This window comes from Actinocrispum sp. NPDC049592 (assembly GCF_040675465.1).
Taxonomy (GTDB): Bacteria; Actinomycetota; Actinomycetes; order Mycobacteriales; family Pseudonocardiaceae; genus Kibdelosporangium.
Genome location: NZ_JBFAPA010000015.1, coordinates 271,377 through 284,547, shown reverse-complemented (window position 1 = coordinate 284,547; position 13,171 = coordinate 271,377). Strand labels below are relative to the sequence as shown.

Annotated in this window: 14 protein-coding genes; 7 read left to right on the top strand and 7 right to left on the bottom strand. The window is 68.2% G+C overall.

Features of this window, described 5'->3' with window-relative positions:
- Positions 1–6: 6 nt before the first annotated feature.
- The 3 genes from AB0J95_RS33395 to AB0J95_RS33385 form a co-directional block, all read right to left on the bottom strand.
- Complete coding sequence (locus tag AB0J95_RS33395) at positions 7–345, bottom strand: VOC family protein (protein WP_364766918.1); 339 nt, start codon at positions 343–345, stop codon at positions 7–9.
- Position 346: 1 nt separating this feature from the next.
- Complete coding sequence (locus tag AB0J95_RS33390; RefSeq protein WP_364766915.1) at positions 347–505, bottom strand: CopG family transcriptional regulator; 159 nt, start codon at positions 503–505, stop codon at positions 347–349.
- Positions 506–567: 62 nt separating this feature from the next.
- Complete coding sequence (locus tag AB0J95_RS33385) at positions 568–1,749, bottom strand: 4-hydroxybenzoate 3-monooxygenase (RefSeq protein ID WP_364766912.1); 1,182 nt, start codon at positions 1,747–1,749, stop codon at positions 568–570.
- 156 nt (positions 1,750–1,905) lie between these two features.
- Here AB0J95_RS33385 and AB0J95_RS33380 point away from each other — a divergent pair, with 156 nt between their 5' ends.
- Positions 1,906–2,130 (top strand): hypothetical protein, encoded by a 225-nt coding sequence (locus AB0J95_RS33380; RefSeq protein WP_364766909.1) that lies wholly within the window; start codon positions 1,906–1,908, stop codon positions 2,128–2,130.
- Positions 2,131–2,162: 32 nt separating this feature from the next.
- Here AB0J95_RS33380 and AB0J95_RS33375 read toward each other — a convergent pair whose 3' ends face one another.
- The 4 genes from AB0J95_RS33375 to AB0J95_RS33360 are packed head-to-tail and all read right to left on the bottom strand — an operon-like array spanning position 2,163 to position 6,849.
- Positions 2,163–4,367 carry a caspase family protein gene (locus AB0J95_RS33375; RefSeq protein ID WP_364766906.1) on the bottom strand — a complete coding sequence of 735 codons (2,205 nt, stop codon included), beginning with the start codon at positions 4,365–4,367 and terminating at the stop codon, positions 2,163–2,165.
- A 32-nt stretch (positions 4,368–4,399) separates the two neighbouring features.
- Positions 4,400–5,080: a TetR/AcrR family transcriptional regulator gene (locus AB0J95_RS33370; RefSeq protein ID WP_364766903.1), complete on the bottom strand. Its 681-nt coding sequence runs from the start codon at positions 5,078–5,080 to the stop codon at positions 4,400–4,402.
- A gap of 24 nt (positions 5,081–5,104) precedes the next feature.
- Positions 5,105–5,785 carry an alpha/beta hydrolase gene (locus AB0J95_RS33365; RefSeq protein WP_364766900.1) on the bottom strand — a complete coding sequence of 227 codons (681 nt, stop codon included), beginning with the start codon at positions 5,783–5,785 and terminating at the stop codon, positions 5,105–5,107.
- The gene (locus AB0J95_RS33360) at positions 5,782–6,849 is read right to left on the bottom strand and encodes an NAD(P)/FAD-dependent oxidoreductase (RefSeq protein ID WP_364766897.1); all 1,068 of its coding nucleotides are present in this window, start codon (positions 6,847–6,849) and stop codon (positions 5,782–5,784) included. The genes AB0J95_RS33365 and AB0J95_RS33360 overlap by 4 nt, the downstream gene beginning before the upstream one ends.
- A gap of 159 nt (positions 6,850–7,008) precedes the next feature.
- Between AB0J95_RS33360 and AB0J95_RS33355 the strand changes: the two genes are divergently transcribed.
- From AB0J95_RS33355 to AB0J95_RS33330, 6 genes are all read left to right on the top strand, one after another.
- Positions 7,009–7,323, top strand: a complete 315-nt coding sequence (locus AB0J95_RS33355; protein WP_364766894.1) for a hypothetical protein — start codon at positions 7,009–7,011, stop codon at positions 7,321–7,323.
- Positions 7,324–7,394: 71 nt separating this feature from the next.
- Entirely contained in the window at positions 7,395–8,183 is a 789-nt protein-coding gene (locus AB0J95_RS33350) for an SCO2522 family protein (protein WP_364766891.1), read from the top strand.
- Positions 8,184–8,721: 538 nt separating this feature from the next.
- Entirely contained in the window at positions 8,722–9,573 is an 852-nt protein-coding gene (locus AB0J95_RS33345; RefSeq protein WP_364766888.1) for an SCO2525 family SAM-dependent methyltransferase, read from the top strand.
- Positions 9,503–11,350: an SCO2524 family protein gene (locus AB0J95_RS33340; protein ID WP_364766885.1), complete on the top strand. Its 1,848-nt coding sequence runs from the start codon at positions 9,503–9,505 to the stop codon at positions 11,348–11,350. Before AB0J95_RS33345 ends, AB0J95_RS33340 begins: the two co-directional genes overlap by 71 nt.
- 2 nt (positions 11,351–11,352) lie before the next feature.
- A complete protein-coding gene (locus AB0J95_RS33335) occupies positions 11,353–12,264 on the top strand; it encodes an SCO2523 family variant P-loop protein (protein ID WP_364766882.1) in 912 nt (303 codons plus the stop codon).
- Positions 12,261–13,163 carry an SCO2522 family protein gene (locus AB0J95_RS33330; protein ID WP_364766879.1) on the top strand — a complete coding sequence of 301 codons (903 nt, stop codon included), beginning with the start codon at positions 12,261–12,263 and terminating at the stop codon, positions 13,161–13,163. Before AB0J95_RS33335 ends, AB0J95_RS33330 begins: the two co-directional genes overlap by 4 nt.
- Positions 13,164–13,171 lie beyond the last annotated feature (8 nt).

The following is a 13,171-nucleotide window of genomic DNA, read 5'->3' as shown; positions in this document are numbered from 1 at the left end:
CGCAGCTCAGCCCTTGCCCGGCTTCTGCACGATCCAGGTGCGGCCGTCGGGGTCGCGGACCGTCATCTCCGTGGTGCCGTAGTGCGTGTCCTCGAACGGGGACACCACCTCGAGTTCCGGAGCGGGCTCGAACCCCTCGTCGGCCTTGAACACGATCTGCGTGCCGGTCGCCCGGTTCTCCGGCACCTCGGAGATGAACAGGTACGGACCGTCACCGTTGCGCAACATCCCGGAGTTGTGGTCGGTCTCGAACTCCAGCTTGTACCCCAGCGCCTGGAAGAACCGCACGGACTTGCCCCAGTTGTGCGTCTCCAGGAACACCGCGTCGATGCCCGATGTGGACACGTCACCTCTCCTTTCGGCTCTGCTGCTCGAGGTAGGCCCGCAGCGCGTCGGCCACCAACGCCGACAACGAGGACCCGGTCTCGACAGCGTGGATCTTGACCTGCTTGATCAACCCGACCGGCAGGTACACGTTGAACTGCTTGACGTCCTCCTCACCCACACCCCAAGGCTAGCATGCTAGCAATCTAGCGATCAAGGAGCGTCGTCCGGGTGGGGCTCCGCTCAGACGCCGATGTAGTTCTCGGCGAAGAAGTCCTGGTGGGCGCGGGAGCACTGGAGGCTCGCCAGCCTGGCGCGCTGCAACGACCTCGCGAAGACCGCCTCCTCGCTGTCGCCGGACGGCGCGTGCAGCAGGTTGATCATCCAGTGCGAGAACTCCTGGGCGCGCCAGATCCGCGGCAGGCATTCCGCGCCGTAGCCGTCCAGCAGCGTGCTGTCACCGGTCTTGATGGCCTGGGACAACGCTTTCGCGAGCACCTCGGCCGCCATCAGCGCGAGGTTGGCGCCTTTGGCCGCGGACGGGCTGATCAGGCTGGCCGCGTCACCGGCGAGGAACAGCCGGCCGTGCTGGATCGGTTCCCGCACAAAGGAAGTCATGTCCACGATCCGGCGTTCGATGATCGGGCCCTGGTTGAGCGCGCCGTACCGGTCGGCGCGCATCCGGAGGTTCAGCTCGTCCCAGACGCGATCGTCCGGCCACGTGGCGGGGTCGGTGTTCTTCGGCACCTGGAGGTAGTAGCGGGTGACGGTCGCGGTGCGGGCCATGTGCCCGGCGAAACCGTTGGGGTGGATGGCATACATGACTGAGGCCATGCTCGGCGGCGCCTCGGCCAGCAGCGCGAGCCACGAGATGCCGTGGTCGCGCCGGTAGGTCCGGCCGGGCACCGCCTGCCGCGAGACACCGTGCCGGCCATCGCATCCGGCCACGAACCGAGCCCCCAGGGTTTCCCCGTTGTCCAGCGTGACTTCACCTTGCTGGGCGTCGATCGCGGCGATCGAGGTGCCGAACCGGATCTCGCCGTCCCGGTCGAGGAATTCCCCGATCAGGTCGCGGACGAGGAACTGTTGCGGGTACACGGTGTGGATCTCGCCGCGGCCCAGTTGGCTGTATTTCAGTTCGAACTGCCCGTGCTCGCCGCGGAACGCGCAGGTGTCGTGCTGCCGACCTGCGGCTTCGAGCCCGGCGGCGAGGCCGTGCCTGGTCAGGATCCGCACGCTGTTCGCCGCCAGGAACCCCGCGCGGGCGCGCTGTTCGACGTGTTCGCGGCTGCGTCGTTCGGCGATGACGCAGTCGATCCCCTCGGCCCGCAGCAGGTTGCCAAGCACCAACCCGGCCGGCCCCGCCCCGGAAATGAACACACTCGGCACGGTCTCCCCCAATGAGTCCCCCAGTACCCACCCCACCGTACACACGGTTCACCGGCCCGATCAGTTGTCCACTGTGGATGGTTGTGGCTCCCCCGCACGGGGTGGATCTTGGCCACCCCCGCTCCGGGCCGGGTGACGACTCGCTATGGTCTCCCCGTCTCATGACGGTCCCCACCGAGAAGAGGAGTAGATATGCCGGTTTCCGCTGACCTCGCCAAGCAGCTCGACAAGGCCTACGAGGAGAAGTCCGTCGCCGAGGTGCTGGACTCGCCCGTGGCCGCCCTGTCCGGCGTGAGCGAGGGCGACGCCGAGAAGCTGGAGGCCGCGTTCGGCATCAAGACCGTCCGCGACCTGGGCACCAACAAGTACTTCCGGCTCGCCGCCGCGCTGGCCGAGGTCGACGCCCTCGCGAAGTGACCTGAGTGGGTGCCCGGCCCCCGGGCACCCACTCACAGTGTCAAGTAGGCCGCCACAGAACCGCCCGCGGCGATGGCGACCGCCGTGCTCGCCGCCCCGAGCCGCCCGGGACGGGCGTCGAAGAACTCCAGGACCAGGCAGATCACCGCGAAGGCCAGGAACGCCCAGGCACCGCCGTACGCCATCCCCCGCCAGAACCCGTGGATCCGGCCGGTGATGTCCGCTGTCACCACTGTTCCGGTTGCGAGCAAGCCGACCACCGCCGCGATCGCGGGCACTCGATGTTTCTCCCCGGCGGGCGAGGACTGCCCCTCGTCCCACGCGATCCCCGAGCACGCCCCCAGCCAGATGACGACCAAGGTGACCGCAACCAGGAAGATGCCGGTGAGCTGATCGCTGTTGTTCGGATCGTAATGCCAGGGCTGCTGGTGGCCAGCCATCCAGACCATGCCGCCCAGCGACAGCCAGATCAAGCCGAGCAGGACGAACAGGCCGACGCCGAGGGCCGCCAGCATCCCTCCGTCCGTGTGCACCTCACCCGGCCCGGCCAGTTTCATGACGCCCATCGAGATCAGATAAACGACCGCCCCCGCCACCAAGGCGACGATGCCGTAGCCGAACACCGCACTGACAGTTCCCAGCACAAGCTCCCAGAACCCGACCGCCATCGAGCCGGTGACCTCCCGCTGCCCGACAACTCCCGCGTACCCCGTAACCACAATGCACACCAACGCCCAAGCCCACGCCCCGGCTACCACCAGCTTGCGCCCGATGCCGGACCGCGGCACCCGGACAAGATGAGCCAACACGGGTTTGAGCGCCGCATCGGGTTCGGCGGTCCCCGGGTTCGCGATGGCCTGGATGGTGGCGACGATCCGCTGATCCAACGTCGGCGGCGATGGCGGCGGCATGTTCCGGAACGATCGAAGGAATACCAGCGGCTCCCCACCAGCAGGTTCCCCGGCAGCACGGCCCTCGACAGCGGCCCCCTCCGCAATGCCCCCAGTGGCAATGGGCTCTCGGGCTGCACGCCCCTCAGCAGCGAATCCCTCCGCAGCGCCCCCATCGGCAATGGGGTCCCGGGCTGCGCTGGTGCCAGGCGCGCGCCCGTCCGTGTGGTGCACGTCGGCTGGGTGGTCGTCGGGCGGGTGGTCGTCGGGCCGGTTCCTCAGGGAGTCGGCCAGCCACCTTGCCGCCTCGGCTACCGGCATGACCCCACCTACGCTCTCGGGCCGGTTTGCGGGCTGGGGCTCTGTGGTTCCCGCGCCCGCCCAAGCCTGAGCGGCGGCGGCGCGGACCTCGGCGTCGTCATCTTCGTCTCTGAGGTGGGCCAGGGCGCCACGCGCGGCCGCGGCGACACCGCTGGTGCCGGAGGTCAGGTCGCTGAGGGCCGCGATGGCGAGCAAACGGACCGCCGGGTCGGGGTCGGCCAGGTCTGTCCAGGGGTCGGTGGAGCGGAGGGGGATGCCGTGGGGGTTGCGGGCGAGGACGATCTCGCCCTCGGTCTGGTGGGAGGAGCGTTGGGGACGTTGGTTGGCGCCGTCGGCGGCCATTTTGCGGGCCGCGTAGTCGAAGGCGTCGTCGATCGTGATGCGGCCGTCGGCGTCGAAGTCCGCGCCGCCGGTGCGGATGCCGTCGATCAGGGCGCTGGTGAACACCGACCCCGGCTGGACCTGGCCGTCGAGGGGCACGCCCTCGTAGGAGTACTCCTGTGCGCCGGACGCGGTGAGCACGACCCGGCCCTGACCGGAGTCGAACCAGGACGCGTCCAGCTCGGACGGCCCTTTGGCGCCGGCCGGGAACTTGCCGCTGAAGCAGCAGTCCAGGATCACGACCTGCCGCTTCGCCCGGCACTCGTCCAGCCGGTCGAGCAGCCAGCCCGCGCTGATCCCGGTTGCGGCCAGGTACTCCTTGACGGTGTCGGTGGCCGCGAAGTGCAGCTTCCCGCCGATGTCCAGCAGCCCGTGGCAGGAGATGTACACCAGGACCAGGTCCGGCAGCTTCCGGTTGCTGAGGAACCGCTGGGTTTCGACGCGGATGTTCTGCTCGGTGCGGTCGACGACCGTGGTCACCTCGAACCCGCCGACCCGCGGGTCGGACAGAACGGCCGAGAGGTCCGCCGCGTCTTGGCCAGGTGCCCGCAGCTGTTGCAACGACGTGTCGTCGTATCTGGATGTGGCGACGACCAAGGCGTACCGCTTGCCGGGCGGCAGCTCAGGCGACGGTCGCATGCTCATCGATGACGGTGTCCCGGCGTTCGGAGGTCCGTTCAGCCTACAGCGGGACGAGGCGTGGTCATGGCACCGTTAAGCAAGGTGTCGAACGTCCAGCGGGCCCGCGCCTCGGGCGGTCCGGACACCAGATCGGGCCCGAGTTCGGCGATGAAGGGGTAGCGGTCTGGGGAGACGGTGTCCAGCGCTTGGATGAGGGCCTCGTGGTTCTTGTCGCCGTCGCCTTTCTGCTGCTGTGTACCGTGTTCGACCGCGGAGGCGGTGAACATCAGCAGCAGGATGTCCACGGCCCACGCTGCCTGGCCTGGCGCCATGCCGCCTTCGGTGAGCAGGGCGAGCACTGTGTCCAGGACGGCCAGGTAGTTCGGCCCGGTCAGTTTGGTGACCAGCGCGACCCGGGCCAGGCTTGGGTTGGTGTACAACACTTCCTGATAGGACATCAGGACCGTCCACAAGCGCGTCCGCCAGTCGCCGCCGGTGTCGGTCAGGGGGATGTGTCCCAGTAGCTCGTCGAGCACGGCCGCGTGCAGTTCCTCGGTGTCGCGCACGTAGACGTACAGCGACGCGGGCCCGGTGTCGAGCTCCTGGGCCAGGCGACGCATCGTCACGCGCTCAACGCCTTCGGCACGCATCACGTCCAGCGCGGTCGCCACGATGCCCTCGCGGGTCAGCGCCGGTTTCGCCGGCCGCTCCCGCCGGTTGTACGTGCCCTTGGCCATGGCCCGACGATAACGCATGACCGGTCAGACGAAGTCGTCGATCAGGCCGAACGTGACCTCCGGTTGTTCCAGCGCGGGCATGTGCCCAGCGTTCGGCACGACCACGAACCTGCTGTCCGGGAAGGCATCCGCGTACCGGCGGCCGAACTCCGGGGGCACGACCACGTCGTCCGCACCCCAGATGAACAGCGCGGGCGCGGTGACGCGGGCTAACCGGCGCATCAGCTTGGGGTCGTTCATGCCGGTCCCGGTGTACGCCAGCATGTTCGCGATGTCGCTTTCGGACGGTCCGCGCCCGCCGCCGCGCGGCGGCTCGATCCGGAACCCGTCGATCTGTGGCCCGATCCCGTCCAGCACAACGATCCGGCCGATCAGCCGGGCCCGGTCGCGGACGGCCATCTCCGCGGCGACCCAGCCGCCGAACGAGCTTGCCACAACCGTGACATCGTGGAGTTTCTCGTCCTCCAGCAGATCGAGGTAGATGGTCGCCAGGCTGTCGACACCGGTGAACCACTCGGGCCGGTGGGTGCCGTCCCACCCGGGATGAGTCGGCGCGAGGACCCTGGAGCCCCTAGCAGCGAAGTGGTCGACGATCGACGCGACGCCACGCGGACCGGAACCGCCGTGCAGCACCAGGACCGCACGGTCACCGGCACCGGTGTCCACAACGGAAACGTCAAGTCCTTGGTATGGCTGGAACTTCATGCGTGACCTTCCCTGAGTCCGTTCATCATCTCGAGCATGGGCAGCGGCGCGCCCGGGGCGAAGCAGTCGACGAGGTTGGCCGCCGACCACCGCGCGGCCTCTTCGGCGCGCGGGAACATCGCTGATTCGTACGCCTTCAACGCCGTTTCGACGTCGTCGTGGTCGGCGAGCGCGATCGCGAGCTCAGCCGCGTCGAGCATGGCGAGGTTGGCGCCTTCACCGGCGAACGGGGACATCAGGTGCGCCGCGTCGCCGAGCAGCGTGACGCCCTCGACACGATCCCACTTGTGCCCCACCGGAAGCGCGTAGATCGGCCGTGGCACGAGCGAGTCACCGGCGATCAAGGCCCGCAGGTCGGGCGCGAAGTCGCCGAACAGGTCGAGCAGCGATGCCCGGGTGACCGTCAATCCCCAGTCCTTGTCCGCCTGAACGGCGATGTAGACGCGGGTGCGGCCGTCCCCGTTGCGTTGGGCGATCAGGCCTTTGCCCTCGTCCAGCGCGAACATCGAGCCCATCCCGACGATCTCGGGCGCACCGTCCAGGTGTGCCTCGACGAACGACAGTCCGGAGTAGACCGGTGCCGCGTCCGACAGCAGGGGCCGGACCTTCGACCACGCCCCGTCCGCGCCAACAAGGAGTCCGGTGTGGACGGTCTCCCCCGACGCCAGGGTGATCTCGTGGCCGGATACCGACGTCACCTTGGCACCCCAGCGGATCGTCCCCCTGGGCAGGGAGTCGACCAGCATCCGTTTGAGCGCGCTGCGGTCGACCTCCGGCCGGGTCCCGTCGCCGACCGGCTCGTCGAGGTGCACGACCCCGTGTTTGTCGAGGATGCGCAGGGCCTCGCCCTCGATCCGGGCAGCCGCCCGGAACGAGTCGGACAGACCCGCCTCGGCAAGCGCGCGCTGGCCGGACTCCTCGTGCATGTCGAGCGTGCCACCCTGGTCGCGGGCGGTGGACGAGGCTTCGAGCTCGTAGACGACAGCCGGGATCCCCCGCGTGTGCAGCACTCTGGCCAGCGTCAGTCCACCCAGGCCGGCGCCGATGATCGTCACTTGTTCCACAGCTTTTCTCCCTTCGCGTCACGGTCCACTATAACGAACATGTTCGTTACGGACAAGTTCGTGACGAACATGTTCGTTGAGCAGGCTCTCATCGCTCAGTTGAGTGATCTCTACTCGCTCACTCGAACACGTGTTCGAACAGCGCGTAGTCTGCCCCGCATGGACGCACCCGGCTCACGTTGGACACCGCACGGCGACTTGCTCTACCGCACCGACCGGCATGGCACCCGCGTCGGCATCCTCCCCGCCACCTGCCTGCGCGGTGAGCATTCGCTGCACGCCGTGGGCTACCGCGCCATCGAGACCGGCGACGGGCATCTCCGGGTCGTCTGCCAGGCCTGCGTTTCGCAAACCCCGCCGTACCCGGACAACTACTGGACGCTGCGGCTCACCGAACCCACTCCCGCCCGCGCGGAGCTCGACGACGCCCCCTACCAGCCACTGCGCCACCAGCTCGCCCCGACCACGCGCTGACCGTCCACAAGAGACACTGCCATTTGGGTGAACCTGCCCCGGATGGCTTCCGGGCCCACCATAATCACGGTGTGACGGTCGCCGAGGAACAGCGCATCCTGGCGCACACATCCATCGAGCTGGGCCACCTCTACATGGAGGACTTCACCAAAGGGCCGGATCGCCTGCGCGACCACTTCGCCCGAGTGGCGCCGTGGGCGAAGGCGATCCGGCCTGAAGGCACCAGCACCACAGTGCTCCTCGACGACTATTTCGGGACGCTCTCGTCGCCGGCCGAGATCGTCCCGCGGCTGCAAGCGACCGCGGCCGAGGCCGGGCTGCGGATCGACTACCTGGCAAGGGAATCAGCCTGCGCGCAGTACGAGAACGTCCCCCTTGCCCGCATGGTCGCCGAGCGCCTGCGCAGTGAGCCGGACGATTCCCGGCCGCCCGCAACGGAATCCGGCTGGTTGTGCAGCGGCAGGCACCCGGTCGCCGAGCAGCACGAGGCGATGTCCACCACGAAAACACCGTCCACGAGCGACGGCGTGTTCGTGGATGTCGAACTGTGGCACGACCGCGACGGCGACCGGAAGTTCTCCTGCGCCTACCTGGCCGCGATCTGGCAGCTGATGCGCCTGGGCATGATCGACGTGGTGCGGCCGCAACCCATCGGCGAGCTTCCCCGGCAATGGGAGGACCTGCCCCCGGTCATCCAGTTGGGCGACAACGCGGCACCGTTCCGCGCCGAGCGCACCTTCTCCATCCTGCCATCCCGTTTCCTGCAGGTCGAACACGCCGTGCGGATCATTCTCAGCCACCTCACCGGCCAGCCGGACCCGACCAATCGGATCGAATACGTGCTGTTCGGCGACACGTGATACGCAGGTTCCCGAAATGACGTACCAAGGCCGGCGCCGAGAATGATGACCTTGTTACTATCGAATCGACGATCACGACATTGGTCGACTCGGAGTAGCGAGAACCCACGAGGATCCACCGATAGGGTGTACTCCGATAAGATCGCCAGATCTTGAAGAACATTCATACGGCAGCACGCGGGCTCCCTGCAGGAGGCCCGAAACCCGTCGACCGTACGACATCGACAGCGGGTGAACCACTGTCCCCGGCAAACAGTTCTCGCTGGTCAGCATCTCTTTTGTCGAGGTAGTCACGCAGACCTTGCGCGCCATGAGTAAGGTCATCATCTCTCACCCGGGTGAGCATGCCGGCGACGTCACGAATCCACCGCGATTCGCCGGTGCCACCGCTGGTGGAGCGACCTTCGTGTCCCAGCCGAACACGTATGGGCGACAGGGTTCCATCGAACGGCTGCGCGAAAAGAGAGTGTGGCTGTTCTGCCAGTTTCCCCCGATGTCGATCTCTCAAGTTGCGGTCAGGTGAGCTAGGATGTCTGGAATGGTCCCCGGTGGCGGGAAAAATGATGATATTGACTGGGACGGCTTCGATCCCGCCACTTACTATGCCCAAAACTACCGCTCACTCCGGGACGACGACCGGCACATCCTCGAATGTGTACGAGATCATTTCGCCGACGCGGCCGAGAAGGGGCGGCTGCCATCCGGAGCTGTGGGTATCGACATCGGCACCGGCCCGAACCTGTATCCCGCGCTGACCATGCTGCCCTTCTGCGCGAACGTGACGTTGTACGAGCGCGCGCAGAGCAATATCGACTGGCTGTCCAAGCAGCAGAAGGCGGTCTGGCCGACCTGGGACGACGGCTGGGACAAGTTCTGGCAGGTCCTGCTGGACCGCGAGCCGTACCAGCGGATCGCCGAGCCGTGGCGGGTGCTGGCGGACCGGGCGACGATCGTGCGGGGCAGCGTGTTCGACCTTCCCACCGAGCCGCGGTACGACATCGGCACGATGTTCTTCGTCGCCGAGTCGATCACGAACGACGAGGGCGAGTTCCGGTCGGCCATCGATCACCTCCTGCGTGTCCTGAAACCGGGTGCTCCGTTCGCGATCGCCTGCATGGAGCACTCGGCCGGGTACAAGGTCGGCACGCACCAGTTCCCCGCCATCGACATCGATGCGTTGAACGTCGCCGACTGCCTGGCCTACCGGGTGGTCAGCAAGCCGATCGCGCATATCGGGCATGGCAACAACCCGATTCGCGACGGATACACCGGGATGCTGATCGCGCTGGGGCGCGTCAAAGAGGAGGCCGAGGCACTCAATGAGGTTGCAGCCGCGACAGCAGATCCTGGACGTGTGGAAGGCCGTCGCAAAGTATTCGCGGCCAGCTGACCTCTGGACGTGGGGTGGGCGTCAGCAGCGGAACTCGATCAGTGATGCCGAGCAGTTGCTGTGCCTGATGTACCCGGCGGCCACGGTCTCCCACCTGCGGCTGGACGAGCCGGACTCGACCGCCTTCGACGTCACCGAGGCGTTGCGGCAGCTCGGTGACGAGACCGAGATCCCGAAGCTGCTGATCGACGCGCTCACCAGCTACATGGCCACCTACACCGCTGAGGACGGCACTCCGCTGTTTGGTGGTGGCCGCTACTTCCTGCCCGCCGAGGCCGGTGCCGAGCTGACCGAGAAGCAGCTCTCCCTTGGTGTGGTGGACTCCTTCGCGACGGCCATCACGCTTTCCCTGTCCACTTTGGGCTTTCTCAAGGTGTTCAGCCGGTCGGTGCGGCGGCAGGCGCTCAAGGACAAGATCGCCGAGCTGGAGGAGGCGACCAGCACACGGTTGTCGGCGGCCATGATCGGTCTGTTGCGCAGTTTCAGCGTGTATGTCTTCGAACGGGACTCGGTCCCCGGCCGGGCGCTGTCACGCACGCTCAACCAGCAGGGCGAGCAGGACCGGGCGGTGCTGGAACGGTTGCAGGACCGGCTGGAGGGTGTCCGGGCCAGCATCCGCGACGCCAAGCTGGGGCTGAGCCAGGACGAGAGCCTGCAGGCCGCTCTGGACAACGAGAACATGTTGTTCGAGTGCGGCTGGTCGTGGGGCATCGTCAGCGGCGCGCCGAAGGTCGAGACCACCGAGCAGGTCGGCGAGCAGGCCGACGGGGTGGCGCTGGGGGCGCCCTACCTGTACTTCACCGTGGTCGCGCTGGATGGCATCAGCGACCTGTTCTCCAACCGCACGCAGGTCCTCGGCCTGCTCAACGACGGCCAGCAACGGCTCGCGCAGGCGCTGCAACTGCGTTGGAGCCTGACGCTGGACTACTGGTCGGAGATCGCCCGGTTCGGCGAGGGGCGCTGGCCGCTGGAGGACATTCCCTGGCGTACCACGGACGAGGTGGAGTCGGACTACTTCAGTCTGCTGGTGACCGCGGTCGTGTTGCTGGACCTGTTGCGCCGCCGCGCCACCGACGACGACCTGACCAGAACCGTGTCGGTGCTGGAGGAACTGGCGGTGCGCGGGCGGATCAACCGCCGGATCGTGGCCGGGGACCCGGCGATCACGTTGCACAGCCCGGGTGTCCGGCTGGAGCTGACCGGTGCCGAGAAGTTCGGGCCCGAGGTGACCTGGGTGGTTTCGGACTTCGCGGTGCTGCTGCTCAAACGCGCGGTGCGGGCCTCGGGTCTGTCACGCAACCGGGCGGCCCGTGACCGGCTGCTGAGCGTGGCGGAGGACGCCCTCGGCCACGTGTGGCAGCGGCGCATGGCGGACGGGCCCGCGGCCGGGCTGTGGGACGACCCGAGCGCGTTGTTCCCGGAGGTTCAGGTCGACCGCGAGCGGCCGTCCTGGTACCTGACCGAGCGCGTGATCGAGTGCCTCACCCTGGCCGCGCACAGCGTGCAGGAGTCGCCGATCCGCAGCCCCCGGCTGCTCGAGATCGCCACCGACCTGCTCGGTGAGGCCGACCAGCTGTACAACCAGGAACAGCTGGAGGCCTCGCAGCACGCGAACTCCGCCATGCAGACGGCGATGCACCGGATCAACACCCAGCTGACGCGGGCCCGGCAGGTGGTGCAGGAACGGCCGGGCACCGCGGCCGCGATCGTCTACGAGGTGCTGCGTGACCTGGACAAGCTCGCCGTGGCCCGGCACGACGCCACCAGGAGCGTGTGACGATGCTCGTGTTCGCCACGTCCGACAAGGGTGGCACCGGCCGGTCCGTGACCAGCTGCAACATGGCCTATCAACGCGCTTTGCAGGGCACGGACGTCTGCTACGTGGACTTCGACTTCGGCTCGCCCACCGCGGGCGCGGTCTTCCAGGTGACCGAGGCGGAGCGCGGCACCGACGCCGGTGGCCTGCACTCGTTCCTGCAGGGCCGGGCGGGACGGCCCGCGCGGCTGGACATCTGGTCGGCGACCGACCGGCAGAACCTGGTCGACGACTTCGCCTCGCCCGGCCGGTTCGTGCTGTTCCCAGGCGACCGCAGCGGCGGCGAGTTCGTGGTCAAGCCGGAGGTGGTCCGCCGGTGCACCGAGCTGTTCGCGCGGCTGGAGGAGGAGTTCGAGATCAGCCTGGTCGACCTGAGCGCGGGCCGGTCGCACGCGATCGACATGGCGCTGGCGGCAACCGCGGAGCCGGCGCTGCGCTCGGCGACCACCCGGTGGATGGTGTTCCACCGCTGGACCAGGCAGCACATCATCGCCGCGAGCGGGCTGGTGTTCGGCGAGCGCGGCATCATCGAGACCGGGATCCGCTACGGCCACGACGAGGACGAGCTGCGCGACCGGATCCGGTTCGTCCGCACCGCGCTGCAGGACCTGGACTCGCCCGGGCTGAACCTGCGGGACGCCCAGCTGGCCTGGCTGGAGACGTGCAACCTCGGCCTGCTCGCCGAGGCGGCCAAGAAGTCGCTGGGGCGCAGCACACTGCTGGGCGAGACGCCGCTGGAACCGGTGCTGCAGTGGCGCGAGCAGCTGATCTCCAAGGACGACGTGATCAACCACATCGCCAACCACGAGACCTGGGCGGCGTTCGACGTGCTGGCCCGCAGGCTCACCGACGACCGCGCGTGGGAAGGCCTGTGACCGCCTTCGCCGAGACGTCGGCGCAGACGCGGACCGAGCGGGAACCGTTGTCCCACCTGTCGGTCGAGCTCGGCCAGCTGTCCATTGTGGACCTGGATCCGGACCGGCTGCGGCAGCTGCTGGACCGGGCGGCGGTGTGGGCGCGAGCGGCATCCGAGGTGCCCGTCGCGCAGCCGAGGGTGAGCACCTGCCTGTTGATCGACGACTACCACCGGCCGGGCCCCGGTCCGGCCGAGGTCCTGCCGCCGCTGCTGGCCATCGCGGCCGAGGGCGAGCCGCGCATCGACTACCTGGTCCGGGAATCGGGCTTCGCGCCGCTGGCAGACCTGGTGGCCGCGCGACTCGTCGCGGTGCCCGCACCGGGCACGAACGGGTCGCTGGACCCGCCGGAGGCGACCGGCTGGGTCTGCAACGGGCGGCGGTCCCCCGGTTCGACCGACAGCGAGGCGATGTACCGCACCCAATGGTCGCCGCCCGAGGAGATCGGCGCGCGCAACCACTCGGTGTTCGTCGACGTGCGGCTGCGCGACGACGAGTCACGGTGGTCCCGCGCGTTCCTGACTGCCGTCCGCCACCTCGTGCGGCTGGGCCTGGTGCGAGACGGCGGCAAGGCCGTCATCCGTCCCCGTCCGCTGCCGCCGGAGCTGCCGCGGACGTGGGCCGGGCTGCCGCCGGTCACCCGGCTGACCCGGGGCGCCAAACCTTTCACCGCATACCGGACATTTTCCCTTCTCCCGGCCCGTGCACTGCAGGTGGAGAACGCGGCACGGATCATTCTGTCCCAGGTTTCGCTGACCCCCGAACTTCTCGGTCTAATCGAGGGGCCGGCCACCGGAGAAGGCATTCACATTCCGCCGCAATTGATCGACAGAGTCGGTTATATGCTGTTCGCCGAGTGAGCCGGCAC

Bases quoted from the DNA above. Each gene is read 5' to 3' on its own strand.
- AB0J95_RS33355 (WP_364766894.1), top strand. From the start codon at position 7,009: ATGGACGCACCCGGCTCACGTTGGACACCGCACGGCGACTTGCTCTAC.
- AB0J95_RS33375 (WP_364766906.1), bottom strand. From the start codon at position 4,367: ATGAGCATGCGACCGTCGCCTGAGCTGCCGCCCGGCAAGCGGTACGCC.
- AB0J95_RS33335 (WP_364766882.1), top strand. From the start codon at position 11,353: ATGCTCGTGTTCGCCACGTCCGACAAGGGTGGCACCGGCCGGTCCGTG.
- AB0J95_RS33380 (WP_364766909.1), top strand. From the start codon at position 1,906: ATGCCGGTTTCCGCTGACCTCGCCAAGCAGCTCGACAAGGCCTACGAG.
- AB0J95_RS33365 (WP_364766900.1), bottom strand. From the start codon at position 5,785: ATGAAGTTCCAGCCATACCAAGGACTTGACGTTTCCGTTGTGGACACC.
- AB0J95_RS33370 (WP_364766903.1), bottom strand. From the start codon at position 5,080: ATGGCCAAGGGCACGTACAACCGGCGGGAGCGGCCGGCGAAACCGGCG.
- AB0J95_RS33345 (WP_364766888.1), top strand. From the start codon at position 8,722: ATGGTCCCCGGTGGCGGGAAAAATGATGATATTGACTGGGACGGCTTC.
- AB0J95_RS33340 (WP_364766885.1), top strand. From the start codon at position 9,503: ATGAGGTTGCAGCCGCGACAGCAGATCCTGGACGTGTGGAAGGCCGTC.